Source organism: Microbacterium sp. UMB0228, assembly GCF_002871415.1.
Lineage (GTDB): Bacteria > Actinomycetota > Actinomycetes > Actinomycetales > Microbacteriaceae > Microbacterium.
The window spans coordinates 110,367-127,670 of sequence record NZ_PNFU01000006.1 but is presented as its reverse complement, the minus strand read 5'-3'; the positions used below and the strand labels follow the sequence as shown (position 1 = coordinate 127,670).

The following is a 17,304-nucleotide window of genomic DNA, read 5'->3' as shown; positions in this document are numbered from 1 at the left end:
GCTGGGGTGGGTCGCCTTAAGATTACTCGCATGACCTCACCTGCACTTCCCAGCGAGTCCGACGCCGCCGTCCTCGAAGCAGTCGCCACCGGCATCCCGTCCGCCCTGTCGGACCTCGGGAACCTCGTGCGCATTCCCGGCATGGCCTGGCCGGCCTTCGATCAGACGCAGCTCGAGCGCAGCGCCGACGCCGTCGCCACACTCGCGCGCGGCGTCGGCGTCTTCGACGAGGTGAGGGTGCTCCGTGCCGACATCCCCGGCACCGACGAGCAGGGCCAGCCGGCCGTCCTCGCGACGCGCGCGGCGCGGAACGGGAAGCCGACGATCCTCCTCTACGCCCACCACGACGTGCAGCCTCCGGGGGACGACGCCCTGTGGGAGACGCCGCCGTTCGAGCCGACGGTGCGCGACGGCCGCCTGTACGGACGCGGCGCCGCGGACGACAAGGCCGGCATCATGGCCCACATCGGCGCGATCCGCGCGGTCGCCGACGTGCTCGGCGACGACCTCGACCTCGGGATCGCGATGTTCGTCGAGGGGGAGGAGGAGTACGGTTCGCGGTCCTTCGCGCAGTTCCTCTCCGACAACAAGGACGCCCTCCGCGCCGATGCGATCGTCGTCGCGGACTCGGGCAACTGGGATTCGGTCACGCCGGGCCTGACCGTCTCCCTCCGTGGCAACGCCCGCTTCACCCTGAAGGTGCGCACGCTCGACCACGCGTCGCACTCCGGGATGTTCGGTGGCGCGGTGCCCGACGCGATGATGGCGACCGTGCGTCTCCTCGCCACGTTGTGGAACGAGGACGGCTCCGTCGCGGTCGACGGCATGACCGCTCGGGACGCCGAGACACCTGAGTACACCGAGGAGACGCTGCGCGACGAGGCCGGGCTCCTCCCGGGAACGACGCCCATCGGTGACGGCACGATCCTCAGTCGCATCTGGAACAAGCCCTCCGTCACCGTGATCGGCATCGATGCGACGAGCGTCGCGGCGGCGTCGAACACGCTGCTCCCGGAGGTGACCGTGGTCATCAGCGCCCGTGTCGCCCCCGGGCAGTCCGGCCAGGAGGCCTATGAGGCTCTCGAGCGGCACCTCCGCGCCCACGCCCCGTTCGGGGCCGAGCTGACCTTCTCGGACGTCGACCTCGGCAACCCTTTCCTCGTGGACACGAGCGGGTGGGCGGTCACCCTCACCCGCGACGCGATGCGCGACGGGTACGGCGTCGCTCCGGTGGACCTGGGCGTCGGCGGGTCGATCCCGTTCATCGCCGACCTCGTGCGCGAGTTCCCGGAGGCGCAGATCCTCGTGACGGGCGTGGAGGATCCGCACTCCCGGGCGCACAGCCCCAACGAGTCTCTGCACCTGGACACCTTCCGGCACGCCGTGGCGACCGAGGCCCTGCTCCTGGCCCGCATGAATGCGCGGGAGATCTGAGCCTTCCCACCGCACCGGCGGTAGAATCGTCGAAGAGCACGTACCCGGCCCCGTCACGAGGAGCGACATGAGCGACACCACCCTGTCCGCAGAGACCACCCGCGCACACGGCGTCAAGCTGACGGACGCCGCCGCCACGAAGGTGAAGAACCTTCTCGAGCAGGAGGGCCGCGACGACCTCCGTCTGCGCGTCGCCGTTCAGCCCGGCGGCTGCTCGGGCCTGATCTACCAGCTCTACTTCGACGAGCGCTACCTCGAAGGCGACGAGACCGTCGACTTCGACGGTGTCGAGGTCATCGTCGACAACATGAGCGTTCCCTACCTCGACGGCGCCTCGATCGACTTCAAGGACACCATCTCGGAGCAGGGCTTCACCATCGACAACCCGAACGCGGCGGGCAGCTGCGCCTGCGGCGACAGCTTCCACTGACCTGTTCTTCCCGGAACGGCCGCCGTCACGTCCTGTGACGGCGGCCGTTCCGTTTCACAACCTGCATGGTTGGCATGAATCAGGTGTGAGGTTGCTCTAGACTTGGACATGCCTTGTCCGCGATCTGAAAGGTGCATCGTGCCCTCGAAACGCCGCCTTCGTTGGGCCGCACTCCCTGTGGGAGTTGTGGCAGCTGTGGCTCTGGCGGGATGTACTCCCACCGAGCTGAACGGCTTTCTTCCGGGCTTCGTGGACGGTGGTCCGGCAGCAACCAACCAGACGGAGCGCGTGTCGTCCCTCTGGGTGAACTCCTGGATCGTGCTCCTCGCGGTCGGTGTCGTCACCTGGAGCCTCATGGCCTGGGCTGCGATCGCGTACCGTCGCCGTAAGGGCCAGACCGGCCTCCCGGTGCAGATGCGCTACAACATGCCGATCGAGATCTTCTACACGATCGTGCCGCTCATCCTCGTGCTGGGCATGTTCTTCTTCACGGCCCGGGACCAGACCGAGATCGAGACGAAGTGGGACGACCCCGACGTCGAGATCACCGCGATCGCCAAGCAGTGGGCGTGGGACTTCCAGTACAACGGCGAGACCGAGGAAGACACCGTGTGGACCATGGGCATCCAGGCCCAGCCCGACGCGGAAGGCAACATCGACCAGGCGGAGCTGCCGACCCTGGTGCTGCCGGTCGACCAGAAGGTCACCATCAACCTGCAGTCGCGCGACGTCATCCACTCCTTCTGGATCATCGACTTCCTCTACAAGAAGGACATGTTCATCGGGAAGGACAACTCCTGGTCCTTCATCCCCACCCGTGAGGGCGAGTACGCCGGCAAGTGCGCCGAGCTCTGCGGCGAGTACCACTCGATGATGCTCTTCAACGTGAAGGTCGTCTCGCAGGACGAGTACGCCGCCTACCTCGAGACCCTCGAGGAAGAGGGCAACACCGGGGACATCACCGACGCGTACGACCGTCTCTCGAACCTCCCCGGCACTTCCGGGAAGACCGACACCGAGGAAGGAGAGGAGTAAGCCATGTCGACCACTGAAGCTCCTCGCACCGACGAGGCACCTCGCTCCCGTCCCACCACCCTGCCCGCGCGCCAGGCCGCTCTGATGAGCTCCTCCCGCGTCGAGCAGAAGGGCAACATCGTCGTCAAGTGGATCACCTCCACGGACCACAAGACGATCGGGTACATGTACCTCATCGCCTCGGTGATGTTCTTCCTCCTGGGTGGCGTGATGGCGCTGGTGATCCGTGCCGAGCTGTTCGCTCCGGGGATGCAGATCGTCCCGACCAAGGAGCAGTACAACCAGCTGTTCACGATGCACGGCACGATCATGCTGCTGATGTTCGCGACGCCGCTGTTCGCGGGCTTCGCGAATGCGATCCTGCCGCTGCAGATCGGTGCTCCGGACGTCGCCTTCCCGCGTCTGAACGCCTTCGCCTTCTGGCTGTTCCTGTTCGGGTCGACCATCGCGGTCGCCGGCTTCCTCACCCCGCAGGGTGCGGCCTCGTTCGGCTGGTTCGCGTATCAGCCCCTGGCCAACGCGTCGTTCTCGCCAGGAGCGGGCGGCAACCTCTGGATGCTCGGTCTCGGCATCTCGGGCTTCGGCACCATCCTCGGCGCGGTGAACTTCATCACGACGATCATCACGATGCGTGCTCCCGGCATGACGATGTGGCGGATGCCGATCTTCAGCTGGAACACGCTCATCACCAGCCTGCTGATTCTGATGGCCTTCCCGGTCCTGGCCGCGGCGATCTTTGCCGCCGCCGCCGACCGCGTGCTCGGTGCGCACATCTATGACCCGGCCAACGGCGGTGTCCTGCTCTGGCAGCACCTCTTCTGGTTCTTCGGCCACCCCGAGGTCTACATCATCGCGCTGCCGTTCTTCGGCATCGTCTCGGAGATCTTCCCGGTGTTCAGCCGGAAGCCGATCTTCGGGTACAAGACCCTGGTCTACGCGACGATCGCGATCGCGGCCCTGTCCGTCGCCGTGTGGGCGCACCACATGTACGTCACCGGCTCGGTGCTGCTGCCGTTCTTCGCCCTGATGACGATGCTCATCGCGGTGCCGACGGGTGTGAAGATCTTCAACTGGATCGGAACGCTCTGGCGCGGCTCGGTGACGTTCGAGACCCCGATGGTGTTCTCGCTCGGCTTCCTCGTGTCGTTCGTCTTCGGTGGTCTCACCGGTGTGATCCTCGCGGCCCCGCCGCTGGACTTCCACCTCAGCGACAGCTACTTCGTCGTGGCGCACTTCCACTACGTGGTGTTCGGTACGGTCGTGTTCGCGATGTTCGCCGGCTTCTACTTCTGGTGGCCGAAGTGGACGGGTCGCATGCTGAACGAGCGCCTCGGCTACGTGCACTTCTGGATGCTGTTCGTCGGGTTCCACATGACCTTCCTCATCCAGCACTGGCTCGGTGTCGACGGCATGGTGCGTCGCTACGCGGACTACTCCGCGGCTGACGGCTGGACGTGGCAGAACCAGGTCTCGACGATCGGTGCGATCATCCTCGGCGCCTCGATGCTGCCGTTCTTCCTCAACGTCTGGATCACGGCGCGCAAGGCGCCGAAGGTCACGGTGAACGACCCCTGGGGTTACGGTGCCTCGCTGGAGTGGGCGACCTCGTGCCCGCCGCCGCGGCACAACTTCACGTCGATCCCGCGCATCCGCAGCGAGCGTCCGGCGTTCGACCTGAACCACCCGGAGGCCGCGGAGTTCGCGACCACCGCACCCGGCGAGCGAGAGGGCCACTGAGCCATGCGCGACAACGTCATCATCTGGTGGGTCCTGACCGCGTTCTTCGCCCTCGTCGGCGTCGTCTACACGGGCTGGAACATCCTGGCTCACCCGGGACTTCCGCTGGTGAACCAGATCGAGTGGGTCGGCACCGTCGCCCTGTTCTTCTCGGCCTTCATGGGCGCGATGGTCGCTTTCTACCTCGACCGGACGCACAAGGCGCAGAACGGCGAGCTGCCCGAGGACATCCTCACGTCGGACATCGACGACGGTGACCCCGAGCTCGGCGAGTTCAGCCCGTGGTCCTGGTGGCCGCTGGTGCTCGCGGCTTCCGCCGGAGTGTTCGTCGTCGGCCTGGCGGTCGGTCACTTCCTCCTTCCGATCGGTCTCGCGATCTTCGTGGTCGCGATCGTCGGCTGGGTCTACGAGTACTACCGCGGCAACTTCGCCCGCTGAGTCTCCTCACACCCCGAAGGCCCCCGGATCACTCTGGGGGCCTTCGTCGTTCCTGTGAACAGTTCACACGTGGGTGCGGATGCGGGGGATTCCGGTCAGCGGGTCGACGGGACGGTGGTGCACACCCTCGGCGTCTTCGATGGGATATCCCTCGCGGGCCCAGTACTCGAAGCCGCCGATCATCTCGCGCACGCGATAGCCGAGACGAGCGAACTCGAGCGCGCCGCGGACACCGCCGTTGCATCCGGGGCTCCAGCAGTAGACGACGACCTCGGCATCCGCCGGGATCTCCTCCGGGGCGCGGTGCGCGATCTCGCTGTGAGGCATGTGGAGCGCGCCGGACACGCGCCCCTGAGCGAACGCCTCGCTCGAGCGGACGTCGACCACGACCAGAGCGCGGCCGGCGGCACGGTCGGCGTGCACGTCGCTGGGGTCGGTCTCGAAGGCGAGGCGGGCGGCGAAGTAGTCAAGGCGATCGATCATGAGCCCAGACTAGGGACGCGCGGGCGCCGACGACCGAGGGATACCGTCGTGCGTCGCGCGAATCCTGCCGTCGTGCCCGGTCAGAGCGCCGCGGTCAAGCCGCAGCGGGAGTAGAAAGGGGCGTTCCAGGGGACGTCCGCGTAGGTGCGCAGCGTGAGCTGTGTGCGGCCCCGACGGCGGGACTCGTCCTGGGCCGCCATGACGAGGGCGCGACCGATACCGCGGCGACCGGAGGCGGGGTGGACGGACAACTGCTCCAGATGGGCGTACCCGGGTCCCTCCAGCACCTGCACGAACCCGACCGGCACCTCGAGTCCGCCGGAAGCCTCCGTCGTAGGGGAGGAGGTGGCCACCAGGACGAATCCCTCGGCGCGCCGGCGGTCGTCGGCTGTCGACGGCGGGGGCCAGTCCTCGGCACCGAAGCGATCGGTCAGAAGGCTGTCAGCGGCGCGCTCGATCTCCTCCAGGACGGCATGGTCCTGATCCGTCGCGTGTCGGATGAGGGTGGTCATGCACGGTCCGCGGGCAGAGCGGCGACCGCCTCGATCTCGACGAGCTGGTCGTCGTAGCCGAGGACAGTCACGCCGAGGAGGGTGCTGGGGACGTCGTGAGGCCCGAACGCGGCGTGGATGACGTCCCAGGCCGTGACGAGGTCCCGCTGGGCGGAGGAGGCCACCAGGACGCGCGTGCTGATGACATCCGTCAGAGTGGCGCCGGCAGCCGTGAGCGCGCCCTGCAGCGTCTCGATACACCGTGCCGCCTGAGCGGCGTAGTCACCGGGGGCGGTGATCGTCCCATCGTCCTCCAACGGGCAGGCTCCGGCCAGGAAGACCAGGCGCGCGTCAGCGGGGGCGGTGGCGGCGTACGCGTAGGGCGCGTCGGCGAGCAGGGGAGCACGGAGCAGGCGCACGACCGAAGACATGAGACGATCCTCTCATCAGGGGAGAACGATGAAGGCCCCGTCCTAACGGACGGGGCCTTCATCGAAGGGGAGTGACGACTACTCGTCGTCCTCCGACTTCTTCTTGCGAGGCTTCTTGACGGGCTCGGTCGAGATCACCGTGCTGGGCGTGTTCGGCGTCTCGTCGACGTGCGTCTCGTCGACCGTGAGCGGCGCGTCCGGGAACCCGGCACGCTCGTGAGCGCCCTGGATCTCGGCGGCCTCCGCCTCCTCGTTCCCCGCGGTGACGTGATGCTGGTGCGCATCGGCGGCGTCGATCTCGGCCTGCGTGAGCGGGGCGAGACGGTCCTCGAAGAACCAGCGGGACATCGCGGAGCGGAGGTTCTCCGTCCACGGGATGCGGCCCTTGGCGTTCGGGCGGACGACCAGCGGCTCGTAGCCGTCGACGTCGATGAGCTTCCAGCGGTCGTAGACGTCGACCGGCTGGTGCACCTCGATGAACTCGCCGCCGGGGAGGCGGACGATGCGTCCGGACTCGAAGCCGTGCAGGACGATCTCGCGGTCCTTCTTCTGGAGCGCGATGCAGATGCGCTTGGTGACGAAGTAGCCGATGATCGGGCCCAGGAACAGCAGCGCCTGCAGCGTGTGGATGACGCCTTCCATGGTGAGCATGAAGTGCGTGGCGATGAGGTCGGACGAGGCCGCCGCCCACAGGACCGCGTAGAAGATGACGCCGGCGACGCCGATCGCGGTGCGGGTGGCCGCGTTGCGCGGACGCTGGGCGATGTGGTGCTCGCGCTTGTCGCCGGTGACCCACGCCTCGATGAACGGGTAGATCGCGACGATGACGATGAACAGACCGAGCACGGCCACCGGGGCCAGGATTCCGAACGACCAGGTGTGGTCGAGGAACACGATGTCCCAGTTCGACGGGGCCAGGCGCAACGCGCCGTCCGCGAACCCGATGTACCAGTCCGGCTGCGTACCGGCCGAGACGGGGGAGGGGTCGTAGGGGCCGTAGTTCCAGATCGGGTTGATCTGGAAGAACGTCGCGATCAGCACGATGGTGCCGAAGACGATGAACAGGTAGCCGCCCATCTTGGACATGTAGACCGGCATCATCGGGTAGCCCACGACGTTGTCGTTCGTGCGGCCGGGGCCGGCGAACTGCGTGTGCTTGTTGATGATCATGAGCATCAGGTGCACCGCGATGAAGGCGATCACCAGCATCGGGAGCAGCAGGATGTGCAGGGTGTACAGGCGACCCACGATGTCGGTGCCCGGGAACTCGCCGCCGAAGAGGAGGAAGGAGGTCCAGGTGCCGATCAGGGGGAGACCCTTGATCATGCCGTCGATGATGCGCAGGCCGTTGCCAGAGAGCAGGTCGTCGGGGAGCGAGTAGCCGGTGAAGCCCTCGGCCATCGCGAGGATGAACAGCACGAAGCCGATCACCCAGTTCAACTCGCGCGGCTTGCGGAACGCGCCCGTGAAGAACACGCGCAGCATGTGCACGCCGATGCCGGCGATGAAGACAAGCGCGGCCCAGTGGTGGATCTGGCGGACCAGGAGGCCACCGCGGAGGTCGAACGAGATGTGCAGCGTCGACTCGAGAGCCGAGGACATCGCGATACCGCGCATGGGGGCGTAGGCGCCGGTGTAGTGGGTCTCCACCATCGACGCCTGGAAGAAGAACGTCAGGAAGGTTCCGGAGAGGAACACGACGACGAAGCTCCAGAGGGCGATCTCACCGAGCATGAAGGACCAGTGGTCGGGGAAGATCTTGCGACCGAGCTCCTTGACGAAGCCGGAGAGGCTCGTGCGCTCATCGATGTAGTTCGACGCGGCGCCGACGAAGCGGCCGCCGAGAGGCGCCTTGGTGTCCTTCTCGTCCTTGGACAGCGTTGCGGTGCTCAATGGCGCTCCCAGAAGCTCGGGCCGACGGGTTCGGTGAAGTCGCTGCGTGCGATGAGGTAGCCCTCGTCGTCCACGGTGATGGGCAGCTGAGGCAGCGGCCGAGCGGCCGGGCCGAAGATGACCTTCGCGTGGTCCGTGACGTCGAACTGCGACTGGTGGCACGGGCACAGCAGGTGGTGGGTCTGCTGCTCGTACAGCGCGACGGGGCAGCCGACGTGCGTGCAGACCTTGGAGTACGCGACGATGCCGTCGTAGGACCAGTCCTTGCGGTCCTCGGCCTCGATGAGCTGCTCCGGGCGGAGGCGCATCATCAGCACGATGGCCTTGGCCTTCTCCTCGAGGTAGCCCTCATCGTGACCGAGCTCCGCGAGGTCCTCCGGGATCACGTGGAAAGCGGAGCCGAGCGTGACGTCGGCGGCACGGATGGGGGTGCCGTCGGGGTCGCGGACGAGGCGCATGCCCTCATCCCACATCGTGTGCTTCAGCAGCGCGACCGGGTCGCCCGCGGTGGGGTCGTCCGGCGTGGAGTGCGGGGCGAGGCCGCGGAACAGCGTCACACCGGGGATGATCGACGCGACGATTGCCGCGAACAGCGAGTTGCGGATCATCGTGCGGCGACCGAAGCCGGACTCCTCGTTGGCGTCGGCGAAGGCCTTGATGGCCGCCTCACGGGTCGAGTCCTTGCCCCGGGTGGGGTGGCGGAGCTCGACGTGCTCCTTGTCGGACATGAGGGCCTTCGACCAGTGGATCGCGCCGATGCCCAGGGCCAGCAGCGCGAGCGCGATGCCGAGACCGATGAAGAGGTTGTTCTGACGGATGTCGATGAGAGCGCCGCTCTCGATCGGGAACAGCATGTAGGCGGCGACCGCCCAGATGCTGCCGGCGAGCGACAGGTAGAACAGCGTGTAGACGGTGCGGACGGCGGCCTTCTCGGCGCGCGGGTCCTTGTCGGTCATCCGCTCGCGGTGCGGCGGAAGCCCGGGGTTCTGCACGGGATCGCTGACTGCGACACCCAGCCCCGGAGAGGGCTGGTAGGCCCTGTCAAGAGCCTGCGAGTCGTCGTCGTGTGCCATGGTGCTCCTCGTACGTTCCTCTTCGATGAATAAGCGTCAGTTGGACTTCGCCGTGATCCACACGGTGATGGCGACCAGAGCGCCGATACCGAAGATCCACACGAACAGGCCTTCGGAGACCGGTCCGAGCGAGCCGAGGGAGAAGCCGCCGATCTGGACGGACTGCTGCTGGAAGAGCAGAGCCGAGATGATGTCGCGCTTGTCCTCGTCGGACAGGTTCATGTCGCCGAAGACCGGCATGTTCTGCGGGCCGGTGACCATGGCCGCGTAGATGTGCAGCGCGCTGGTCTCCGTGATGGCCGGAGCGTACTTGCCCTCGGTGAGAGCGCCACCGGCGGCGGCCACGTTGTGGCACATCGCGCAGTTGACACGGAAGAGCTCGGCGCCGTGCGCCACGTCGCCCTCGCCGTCGATGATCTCGTCAGCGGGGTACGTCGGGCCGGGGGCCTCGGACTGCACGTAGGCCGCCATCGCGAGGATCTGCTCCTCGGTGAACTGCGGCTCCTTCTGCGGAGCCTGCGGTCCCTGCATCTGCAGCGGCATACGGCCCGTCGACACCTGGAACTCCACCGCCAGCTCGCCGACGCCGTAGAGGCTCGGGCCGTTGGGGGTGCCCTCCAGGTCGAGGCCGTGGCAGGTGGCGCAGTTGGCCTGGAACAGCTTCTCGCCGTCCTCGACCGTCAGCTGCGTCGATGCCGTGGGGGCGTCGTTGGCGGCGAATGCCGCGGTCGCACCCGCGTACACCGCGCCGGTGATCATGAGGCCTGCTCCGATGAGCGCGGCCGCCGCCAGTGGGCTGCGACGACCGCTCGAACGGCGCTTCTTCTCTCGTGCCATCTCGGGGATCAGCTCCGCTCTTATTTCAGGAAGTAGATAACGAAGAACAGCACGATCCAGACGACGTCGACGAAGTGCCAGTAGTAGGACACCACGATCGAGGAGGTCGCCTCCTTGTGCCGGAAGTTCTTGACGGCGTACGCGCGGCCGATCACCAGGAGGAACGCGACGAGTCCGCCGGTGACGTGCAGGGCGTGGAAGCCGGTGGTGAGGTAGAACGCCGAGGCGTACGAGTCCGCCTGGATGGGCATGCCCTCTGCGACGAGCTGGGCGTACTCCCACACCTGGCCGGACACGAAGATCGCGCCGAGGGCGAAGGTGAGGAAGAACCACTCGACCATGCCCCAGCCGAACAGGCGACGGCGGCCGGCGCCGTTCTTCTGTCCCTTGCCGATCTTGTAGGGCTGCAGGTCTTCGGCTGCGAACACGCCCATCTGGCAGGTGAACGAGGAGAGCACGAGGATCGCCGTGTTCACTGCCGCGAACGGCACGTTCAGGAGCTCGGTACGGTCGGCCCACAGCTCGGGGGAAGTGCTGCGGAGGGTGAAGTAGATCGCGAAGAGTCCCGCGAAGAACATCACCTCGCTGCCGAGCCACACAATGGTGCCGACAGCTACCGGGTTGGGCCGCTTGATGGTTCTCGCCGCCGGGGCATACGTCGCTGAGGTCGTCACCCCTCCATTATGGCCGATCCGCGGGCGTGATTCTTGCACCTGCGCCCCTCGATTCGCCCGTCGAGGACTTAGGGGACCCTAAGAAAACACTGCGAATACCCGGTGAATACGCGGGAAACGTCGCTCTTGCGCGGCCTGCGCGCCCGCCCGGATCGATCTGCACGTTTTCTCCGCGCCGATAGGATCGCACACATGGCTGATTCCCTGACCTGGTCCGATGTGCTCACCTCTCTCCTGGAGCGTCGCGACCTCAGCGTGTGGGAGTCGACGTGGGCCATGCGCCAGATCATGAAGGGCGACGTCTCCGAGGCGCAGCTCGCCGGATTCCTCGTTGCTCTGCGGGCGAAGGGGGAGACGATCGATGAGATCGTCGGCTTCCGCGACGCGATCCTCGAGGCGGCCGTGCCTCTGCCGGTCTCCCCGAACGTGCTGGACATCGTCGGCACGGGCGGCGACCGCGTCGGGACCGTGAACGTGTCGACGACGGCCGCCGTGATCATCGGCGCCACGGGCATCCCCGTGGTCAAGCACGGCAATCGCGCCGCGAGCTCGGCCTCGGGCTCCTCGGACGTCCTCGGTGCGCTCGGCCTCGAGCTCTCCCTCGACCCCGCGGCGGTCGCCTCGATCCTCGACCGGACGGGCATCACCTTCGCCTGGGCGGGGGCGTTCCACCCCGGGTTCAAGCACGCCGGTGCCGTCCGCTCGCAGCTCGGAGTGCCCACCGTGTTCAACATGCTCGGCCCGCTCTGCAACCCCGCGCGTGCCGAGGCGAACGCGGTCGGTGTCGCCCAGATGGAGCGCGTCCCGCTGATCACCGGCGTCTTCCGGACGCGGGGAGCGACGGCGCTGGTCTTCCGCGGCGACGACGGCCTCGACGAGCTCACGACCACCGGGCACAGCCGCATCTGGGAGGTCACCCGTGGAGACATCCACGAGCACGACCTGGATCCCCGTGATCTCGGCATCCCGCTCGCCGACCTCTCCGACCTCATCGGCGGCTCTCCCGCCCACAACGCCGAGATCCTCCGACGGACGCTCGCAGGAGAGCAGGGGCCGGTGCGGGACATCGTCCTCCTCAACGCCGCCGCCGGCATCGTCGCCTTCGAGCTGTCGCAGGACGCGACCCAGGTGCAGCGGCCGATCCTCGAGCGGCTCCGCGATGCGCTCGCCCGTGCGTCCGCCGCAGTGGACGACGGGCGCGCGCTGGCCAAGCTGGATCAGTGGATCGGCGTCAGTCGCGAGCTGGCCGCGCCGAAGGAGTGAGCATGGACCCGGTCGACGCGCTGCTCGAGATCGCTTCGCTGCTGGAGCGCGAGCGGGCGTCGCGCTACCGGGCCAAGGCGTTCCGCCAGGCGGCTGCCACGTTCCAGGATCTTCCGTCCGACGTGCAGGGCGACCCGACGCGTCTCCGCGCAGCCAAGGGCATCGGGGAGTCGACCTTCGCCGTCATCCGTCAGGCGCAGGCCGGTGAGGTGCCGGAGTACCTCGTGGAGCTCCGCGGCGACGTCGAACCGGAGAAGGTGTCGGTGCTCCGCGGGAAGCTGCGCGGAGACCTGCACGCCCACACCGAGTGGTCGGACGGGACGACGTCCATCGAGGTGATGGCCGCTGCCGCCCGCGCGCAGGGCCACGAGTACCAGGCCATCACCGACCACTCTCCGCGCCTCCGTGTAGCGCGAGGACTCTCGGCGGAGCGGCTCCGCGAGCAGATCCCGCAGGTGCGGGCGCAGTCGGGGGATGGCTTCACACTGCTCGCCGGCATCGAGGTGGACATCCTGGAAGACGGAACGCTCGATCAGGAGGACGCCCTCCTCGCGGACCTGGACATCGTCGTCGCCTCGGTGCATTCCAAGCTCCGCATGGACGGACGGGCGATGACCGCGCGGATGATCGCGGCCGTCTCGCATCCTCGGGTGAACGTCCTCGGACACTGCACCGGCCGGCTCGTCCAGGGCGACCGGGGCACGCGCCCGCCCTCGGCCTTCGATGCCGCCGCGGTGTTCGCGGCGTGCGCGGAGAACGGGGTGGCGGTCGAGATCAACTCGCGGCCCGAGCGTCAGGACCCGCCGGACGAGCTCATCGCGATCGCGCTCGAGGCCGGATGCCTCTTCTCGATCGACTCCGACGCGCACGCTCCCGGACAGCTCTCCCTGCTGGACCACGGCGCCGAACGTGCGGAGCGCGCCGGGGTGCCGGCGTCGCGCATCGTCACGACGTGGGGTCTGTCGCGCCTCCTCGCCTGGGCGGAGTGACGTCCGGTCGCGTCAGCCCTCGGTGGTCTGGCTCGCGGCCGCGGTGACCGCGGTGACGGCCCGTGTCATCGAGCTTCCGAGGTTCCAGCGCTCGGCGAGGGCCGTGGCTTCCGCCGCTTCGTCCGGAGTGAGGGCTCGCAGCGCGACATCGGGAGCGGTGATCGGGAGCTCCGTGGCGACGGCGACGACCGTGGGGGCGACATCGAGATACGCCTGCGCGTCGAGGATCTTCGCGCGGATGCCGGCACTCATGCCCTCGCCCGCTTCCGCGGCTTCCCGGATGCCGACGAGGTCGCCGTGCTTCTGCAGCAGGGTGGCAGCGGTCTTCTCGCCGATCCCGGCGACGCCCGGAAGTCCGTCCGACGCATCGCCGCGCATCGTCGCGAAGTCCGCGTACTGCGTGGGGAGCACCCCGTACTTGGTGACGACCGTGGCGTCCGTCACGACCTCGAGGTTGCTCATGCCGCGCGCCGTGTAGATCACACGCACGTCGCGCTCGTCGTCGACGAGCTGGAACAGGTCGCGGTCGCCGGTGACGATGTCGACGGGCATCGTCGCGTGCGTCGCGAGGGTGCCGATGACGTCGTCCGCCTCGTGCTCGGCGACGCCGACGATCGGGATGCCGAGGACCGCGAGCGTCTCGCGGATCAGCGGGATCTGCGCCTCCAGCGGGTCGGGCACTTCCTCGACGTCGGGCGCACCCGCCACGACCTCCACCACGCGGTGCGTCTTGTAGCTGGGGATGAGGTCGACCCGCCACTGCGGGCGCCAGTCGTCGTCCCAGCACGCCACGACATGGGTCGGCTGATAGGTGGTCACGAGCTTCGCGATCATGTCCAGCAGGCCGCGCGCCGCATTGATGGGGGAGCCGTCGGGGGCTGTCACCTTGTCGGGTACGCCGTAGAACGCGCGGAAGTAGAGGCTGGCGGTGTCGAGCAGCATGAGGCGTTCGGCGCGGGTCATGGATTCAGGGTAGAGCGTGCCCCACGGGGTGCTCAGCAGCCCACAGCCGCGGGTCGTTCTTCACACGTCCGTGCCACGAGCGCGGTGGTCGCCTCGTAGATGCGGATCTGCCTGGATACGCCATCGACCGAAAGCTCGCCGGACACCGGGAACCAGCCCCCGCCGACGTCGACCTCCGCCGTGTAGGCGACCGTCGTCCTTGTCGTGTAGGTGCCGCGTCGGGTGTACATGTGGCTCGTGGGGGTCGCGGTGAACGGCGCTTGGCCGAGCGTCGCCCACGCGCGGCCGCCGTCCGGCGCGGTGGCCGACGTTCCATCGCCGTGGTCGAAGACGACGCGTACGGGTGTGAAGCGCACCGTCACCGGCCGATCGAGGAGTGTGCCGCTCACCGTGTGCGCCGCGACGGTCGCCACGAAGTTCGTCGCCATCCCCACGACGCCGGCGTTCCCGGGCTCCGCTGTCGTCGTCACGGGGTCCGGCGCGAACCGTGCGAGGTCCTCGATCGTGAGCGGGTGCTCGGACTCCTCCGTCACCCGCACTCCGTACATGCCGCACGACCGGCTCAGCGCTGTGTCCGTCTTGCACGGTTCGCGTTTCGGTTCTGGGGCGGAGGGGGTCGAGCTATCCGTTCGGCCCGGCCCGGGCGCAGATGACGGGTTTGAACGTGCGTCGATGCGCAGTTCGCGGCCGGTGTTCTGCAATCCGCACTGGCCAACTATCTGCAACTCCTTAGGACATGCGGCGGTGCTGGCTGCACTGGCGACGAGGCTCCCATCGTGCGAGGCAAGCAACAGCAGACTTAGCACCACCAGCTTCAACATTCGTCCGCCTCCGCGGTCCGTTCGTCTTCTATGTAGAGCGAGCCGCCGACCGTCACCATCTGAACAATCGAGGCGATGGTTGTCTTACGGTCTTCAGCGGAGACATCCTGCCCTTGCTCGTTCAAGAGCTTCGTACCCGACGTGTCCAAGCAGACGAGCGCTTCGACCGTGACGGCTTCAGGTGAGATGTTGGTGCCGACACTCGTGAACGCGATCACGTCGACCGTGCCTACAACTCGCAAGCCGCTCGCTTTCAGGTTCTCGGCGGCAGCGCGGTCCGCGTCTAGGGCCGCGCCGATCAGAAATTCACTTGGATCTCCTCCGTCTCCATTGCGTCGTGAGTTCCCGGCGTCGTTGTAATCCCGGTACGTGGCCTCGGCGGCGGCGAAGGCCTCTTCCTCGGAGGTGAACGCGGGGGAGGGGGTCGGCGTGGGCTCCGGAGCGGGGGCGCAGGCGGACAGGGCCGAGACGCCGAGGGCCAGCACGGCGAGCATGCGGAGAGCGGTGGGCGACATCACCGGGCCACCGTACGCGGAATGGACGGAGCGGCGCCGACGTTATCCACAGAGAAGCTCGCACGAATCCGCTCTTTCGCGGACGGCAACTTCTGATAGCCTGAACTGTCACTCGTGGCGTGTATACGCATGCCCAGGTGACGAACACACCACAATCCACCTGCTGCGAAGCACATCCCGGCCGTGCGCGGCCATGCTCCGCAGCCCGAGTATCCATTCACAAGGACAACCCACTACATGACTACCGCAACGACCGCCCCGGCCACCAAGCAGGTCGCCATCAACGACATCGGATCTGCTGAGGACTTCCTGGCCGCGGTCGAGAAGACCCTGAAGTTCTTCAACGACGGCGACATCATCGAGGGCACGATCGTCAAGATCGACCGCGATGAGGTCCTGCTCGATGTCGGCTACAAGACCGAGGGTGTCATCCCCTCGCGCGAGCTCTCGATCAAGCACGACGTCGACCCCAACGAGGTCGTCAAGGTCGGCGACGAAGTCGAGGCCCTGGTTCTCCAGAAGGAGGACAAGGAAGGCCGCCTGATCCTCTCCAAGAAGCGTGCGCAGTACGAGCGCGCCTGGGGAGACGTCGAGAAGATCAAGGAGAACGACGGCGTCGTCACCGGTACGGTCATCGAGGTCGTCAAGGGTGGACTCATCGTCGACATCGGCCTCCGTGGCTTCCTCCCGGCCTCGCTCATCGAGCTCCGTCGCGTCCGCGACCTCACGCCGTACCTCGGCCAGGAGATCGAGGCGAAGATCCTCGAGCTCGACAAGAACCGCAACAACGTCGTCCTGAGCCGCCGCGCGCTGCTCGAGCAGACGCAGTCGGAGTCGCGCACCACGTTCCTGAACAACCTGCACAAGGGTCAGGTCCGCAAGGGTGTCGTCTCCTCGATCGTCAACTTCGGTGCGTTCGTGGACCTGGGTGGCGTGGACGGCCTCGTGCACGTCTCCGAGCTGTCCTGGAAGCACATCGAGCACGCCTCCGAGGTCGTCGAGGTGGGCCAGGAGGTCACCGTCGAGATCCTCGAGGTCGACCTCGACCGCGAGCGCGTCTCCCTGTCGCTGAAGGCGACGCAGGAGGACCCGTGGCAGGTCTTCGCCCGCACCCACGCGATCGGTCAGGTCACGCCGGGTAAGGTCACCAAGCTCGTTCCGTTCGGTGCGTTCGTCCGCGTCGCCGACGGCATCGAGGGCCTCGTCCACATCTCCGAGCTCTCCAGCAAGCACGTCGAGCTGGCCGAGCAGGTCGTGTCGGTCGGCGAAGAGGTCTTCGTCAAGGTCATCGACATCGACCTCGAGCGTCGTCGCATCTCGCTGTCGCTGAAGCAGGCCAACGAGTCGGTCGACCCCAACGGCACCGAGTTCGACCCGGCTCTGTACGGCATGCTCGCCGAGTACGACGAGAACGGCGAGTACAAGTACCCGGAGGGCTTCGACGCCGAGACCGGTCAGTGGAAGGAAGGCTTCGACGCCCAGCGCGAGGCATGGGAGCAGGAGTACGCTGCGGCCCAGGCTCGCTGGGAGGCGCACAAGGCTCAGGTCGCGAAGGCGGCCGAGGCCGAGGCTGCGGCCGGCGACGACTTCGGCGGCCAGTCCTTCTCGAGCGAGTCGGCCGGCGCCGGCACGCTCGCCGATGACGAGGCTCTCGCGGCTCTGCGCGAGAAGCTCTCGGGCGGCAACTCCTAAGCACCACTCCGAAAAGGGTCGTCACCCCGCCTCACGGCGGGTGTGGCGGCCCTTTTCGCATGCCCGGAATCCGGCGGAGCAGCTGCGTGACGCAACGTTACGACC

The 17,304-nt window shown here is 67.4% G+C and carries 18 protein-coding genes; 8 read left to right on the top strand and 10 right to left on the bottom strand.

What is annotated here, in order from left to right; translation table 11 throughout:
• Window positions 1-30 precede the first annotated feature (30 nt).
• The 5 genes from CJ226_RS14355 to CJ226_RS14335 all read left to right on the top strand — a co-directional run bounded on the left by CJ226_RS14355 (window position 31) and on the right by CJ226_RS14335 (window position 5,074).
• Window positions 31-1,434, top strand: a complete 1,404-nt coding sequence (locus CJ226_RS14355) for a dipeptidase (RefSeq protein ID WP_102209600.1) — start codon at window positions 31-33, stop codon at window positions 1,432-1,434.
• A gap of 67 nt (window positions 1,435-1,501) precedes the next feature.
• A complete protein-coding gene (gene erpA / locus CJ226_RS14350; RefSeq protein WP_025105067.1) occupies window positions 1,502-1,864 on the top strand; it encodes an iron-sulfur cluster insertion protein ErpA in 363 nt (120 codons plus the stop codon).
• A gap of 108 nt (window positions 1,865-1,972) precedes the next feature.
• Window positions 1,973-2,899, top strand: a complete 927-nt coding sequence (coxB, locus tag CJ226_RS14345; RefSeq protein ID WP_062634011.1) for a cytochrome c oxidase subunit II — start codon at window positions 1,973-1,975, stop codon at window positions 2,897-2,899.
• A 3-nt stretch (window positions 2,900-2,902) separates the two neighbouring features.
• Window positions 2,903-4,636 carry a cytochrome c oxidase subunit I gene (gene ctaD / locus CJ226_RS14340; protein WP_025105065.1) on the top strand — a complete coding sequence of 578 codons (1,734 nt, stop codon included), beginning with the start codon at window positions 2,903-2,905 and terminating at the stop codon, window positions 4,634-4,636.
• A gap of 3 nt (window positions 4,637-4,639) precedes the next feature.
• Window positions 4,640-5,074: a cytochrome c oxidase subunit 4 gene (locus CJ226_RS14335; protein ID WP_025105064.1), complete on the top strand. Its 435-nt coding sequence runs from the start codon at window positions 4,640-4,642 to the stop codon at window positions 5,072-5,074.
• Window positions 5,075-5,137: 63 nt separating this feature from the next.
• Here CJ226_RS14335 and CJ226_RS14330 read toward each other — a convergent pair whose 3' ends face one another.
• The 7 genes from CJ226_RS14330 to CJ226_RS14300 form a co-directional block, all read right to left on the bottom strand.
• On the bottom strand, window positions 5,138-5,557 hold the full coding sequence (locus tag CJ226_RS14330; RefSeq protein WP_102209598.1) for a rhodanese-like domain-containing protein: 420 nt from the start codon (window positions 5,555-5,557) through the stop codon (window positions 5,138-5,140).
• 80 nt (window positions 5,558-5,637) lie between these two features.
• On the bottom strand, window positions 5,638-6,069 hold the full coding sequence (locus CJ226_RS14325; RefSeq protein ID WP_102209597.1) for a GNAT family N-acetyltransferase: 432 nt from the start codon (window positions 6,067-6,069) through the stop codon (window positions 5,638-5,640).
• The gene (locus CJ226_RS14320; protein WP_102209596.1) at window positions 6,066-6,479 is read right to left on the bottom strand and encodes a RidA family protein; all 414 of its coding nucleotides are present in this window, start codon (window positions 6,477-6,479) and stop codon (window positions 6,066-6,068) included. Before CJ226_RS14320 ends, CJ226_RS14325 begins: the two co-directional genes overlap by 4 nt.
• Window positions 6,480-6,557: 78 nt before the next feature.
• The gene (locus tag CJ226_RS14315) at window positions 6,558-8,372 is read right to left on the bottom strand and encodes a cytochrome bc complex cytochrome b subunit (RefSeq protein WP_025105060.1); all 1,815 of its coding nucleotides are present in this window, start codon (window positions 8,370-8,372) and stop codon (window positions 6,558-6,560) included.
• The gene (locus CJ226_RS14310) at window positions 8,369-9,445 is read right to left on the bottom strand and encodes a ubiquinol-cytochrome c reductase iron-sulfur subunit (protein ID WP_025105059.1); all 1,077 of its coding nucleotides are present in this window, start codon (window positions 9,443-9,445) and stop codon (window positions 8,369-8,371) included. The genes CJ226_RS14315 and CJ226_RS14310 overlap by 4 nt, the downstream gene beginning before the upstream one ends.
• Window positions 9,446-9,481: 36 nt before the next feature.
• On the bottom strand, window positions 9,482-10,282 hold the full coding sequence (locus CJ226_RS14305; RefSeq protein WP_062634020.1) for a c-type cytochrome: 801 nt from the start codon (window positions 10,280-10,282) through the stop codon (window positions 9,482-9,484).
• A gap of 20 nt (window positions 10,283-10,302) precedes the next feature.
• Entirely contained in the window at window positions 10,303-10,860 is a 558-nt protein-coding gene (locus CJ226_RS14300) for a heme-copper oxidase subunit III (RefSeq protein ID WP_231729617.1), read from the bottom strand.
• A 288-nt stretch (window positions 10,861-11,148) separates the two neighbouring features.
• Here CJ226_RS14300 and trpD point away from each other — a divergent pair, with 288 nt between their 5' ends.
• Both trpD and CJ226_RS14290 read left to right on the top strand, forming a co-directional pair.
• Window positions 11,149-12,219, top strand: coding sequence for an anthranilate phosphoribosyltransferase (gene trpD, locus CJ226_RS14295; RefSeq protein WP_025105056.1), 1,071 nt, complete (start codon window positions 11,149-11,151; stop codon window positions 12,217-12,219).
• A gap of 2 nt (window positions 12,220-12,221) precedes the next feature.
• Entirely contained in the window at window positions 12,222-13,208 is a 987-nt protein-coding gene (locus tag CJ226_RS14290; RefSeq protein ID WP_180964612.1) for a PHP domain-containing protein, read from the top strand.
• Window positions 13,209-13,220: 12 nt separating this feature from the next.
• Here CJ226_RS14290 and CJ226_RS14285 read toward each other — a convergent pair whose 3' ends face one another.
• From CJ226_RS14285 to CJ226_RS14275, 3 genes are all read right to left on the bottom strand, one after another.
• Entirely contained in the window at window positions 13,221-14,171 is a 951-nt protein-coding gene (locus CJ226_RS14285) for a 5'-3' exonuclease (RefSeq protein ID WP_102209594.1), read from the bottom strand.
• 32 nt (window positions 14,172-14,203) lie between these two features.
• On the bottom strand, window positions 14,204-14,704 hold the full coding sequence (locus tag CJ226_RS14280; RefSeq protein WP_102209593.1) for a hypothetical protein: 501 nt from the start codon (window positions 14,702-14,704) through the stop codon (window positions 14,204-14,206).
• A 281-nt stretch (window positions 14,705-14,985) separates the two neighbouring features.
• A complete protein-coding gene (locus CJ226_RS14275; protein WP_102209592.1) occupies window positions 14,986-15,510 on the bottom strand; it encodes a hypothetical protein in 525 nt (174 codons plus the stop codon).
• A 234-nt stretch (window positions 15,511-15,744) separates the two neighbouring features.
• Here CJ226_RS14275 and rpsA point away from each other — a divergent pair, with 234 nt between their 5' ends.
• Window positions 15,745-17,199, top strand: a complete 1,455-nt coding sequence (rpsA, locus tag CJ226_RS14270) for a 30S ribosomal protein S1 (protein ID WP_025105051.1) — start codon at window positions 15,745-15,747, stop codon at window positions 17,197-17,199.
• Window positions 17,200-17,304: the final 105 nt, after the last annotated feature.

Excerpts from the sequence above, each read along its gene's own strand:
- CJ226_RS14355 (WP_102209600.1), top strand. The coding sequence starts at position 31 with ATGACCTCACCTGCACTTCCCAGCGAGTCCGACGCCGCCGTCCTCGAA.
- erpA (WP_025105067.1), top strand. The coding sequence starts at position 1,502 with ATGAGCGACACCACCCTGTCCGCAGAGACCACCCGCGCACACGGCGTC.
- coxB (WP_062634011.1), top strand. The coding sequence starts at position 1,973 with ATGCCTTGTCCGCGATCTGAAAGGTGCATCGTGCCCTCGAAACGCCGC.
- ctaD (WP_025105065.1), top strand. The coding sequence starts at position 2,903 with ATGTCGACCACTGAAGCTCCTCGCACCGACGAGGCACCTCGCTCCCGT.
- CJ226_RS14335 (WP_025105064.1), top strand. The coding sequence starts at position 4,640 with ATGCGCGACAACGTCATCATCTGGTGGGTCCTGACCGCGTTCTTCGCC.
- CJ226_RS14330 (WP_102209598.1), bottom strand. The coding sequence starts at position 5,557 with ATGATCGATCGCCTTGACTACTTCGCCGCCCGCCTCGCCTTCGAGACC.
- CJ226_RS14325 (WP_102209597.1), bottom strand. The coding sequence starts at position 6,069 with ATGACCACCCTCATCCGACACGCGACGGATCAGGACCATGCCGTCCTG.
- CJ226_RS14320 (WP_102209596.1), bottom strand. The coding sequence starts at position 6,479 with ATGTCTTCGGTCGTGCGCCTGCTCCGTGCTCCCCTGCTCGCCGACGCG.
- CJ226_RS14310 (WP_025105059.1), bottom strand. The coding sequence starts at position 9,445 with ATGGCACACGACGACGACTCGCAGGCTCTTGACAGGGCCTACCAGCCC.
- CJ226_RS14305 (WP_062634020.1), bottom strand. The coding sequence starts at position 10,282 with ATGGCACGAGAGAAGAAGCGCCGTTCGAGCGGTCGTCGCAGCCCACTG.
- CJ226_RS14300 (WP_231729617.1), bottom strand. The coding sequence starts at position 10,860 with ATGTTCTTCGCGGGACTCTTCGCGATCTACTTCACCCTCCGCAGCACT.
- trpD (WP_025105056.1), top strand. The coding sequence starts at position 11,149 with ATGGCTGATTCCCTGACCTGGTCCGATGTGCTCACCTCTCTCCTGGAG.
- CJ226_RS14290 (WP_180964612.1), top strand. The coding sequence starts at position 12,222 with ATGGACCCGGTCGACGCGCTGCTCGAGATCGCTTCGCTGCTGGAGCGC.
- CJ226_RS14285 (WP_102209594.1), bottom strand. The coding sequence starts at position 14,171 with ATGACCCGCGCCGAACGCCTCATGCTGCTCGACACCGCCAGCCTCTAC.
- rpsA (WP_025105051.1), top strand. The coding sequence starts at position 15,745 with ATGACTACCGCAACGACCGCCCCGGCCACCAAGCAGGTCGCCATCAAC.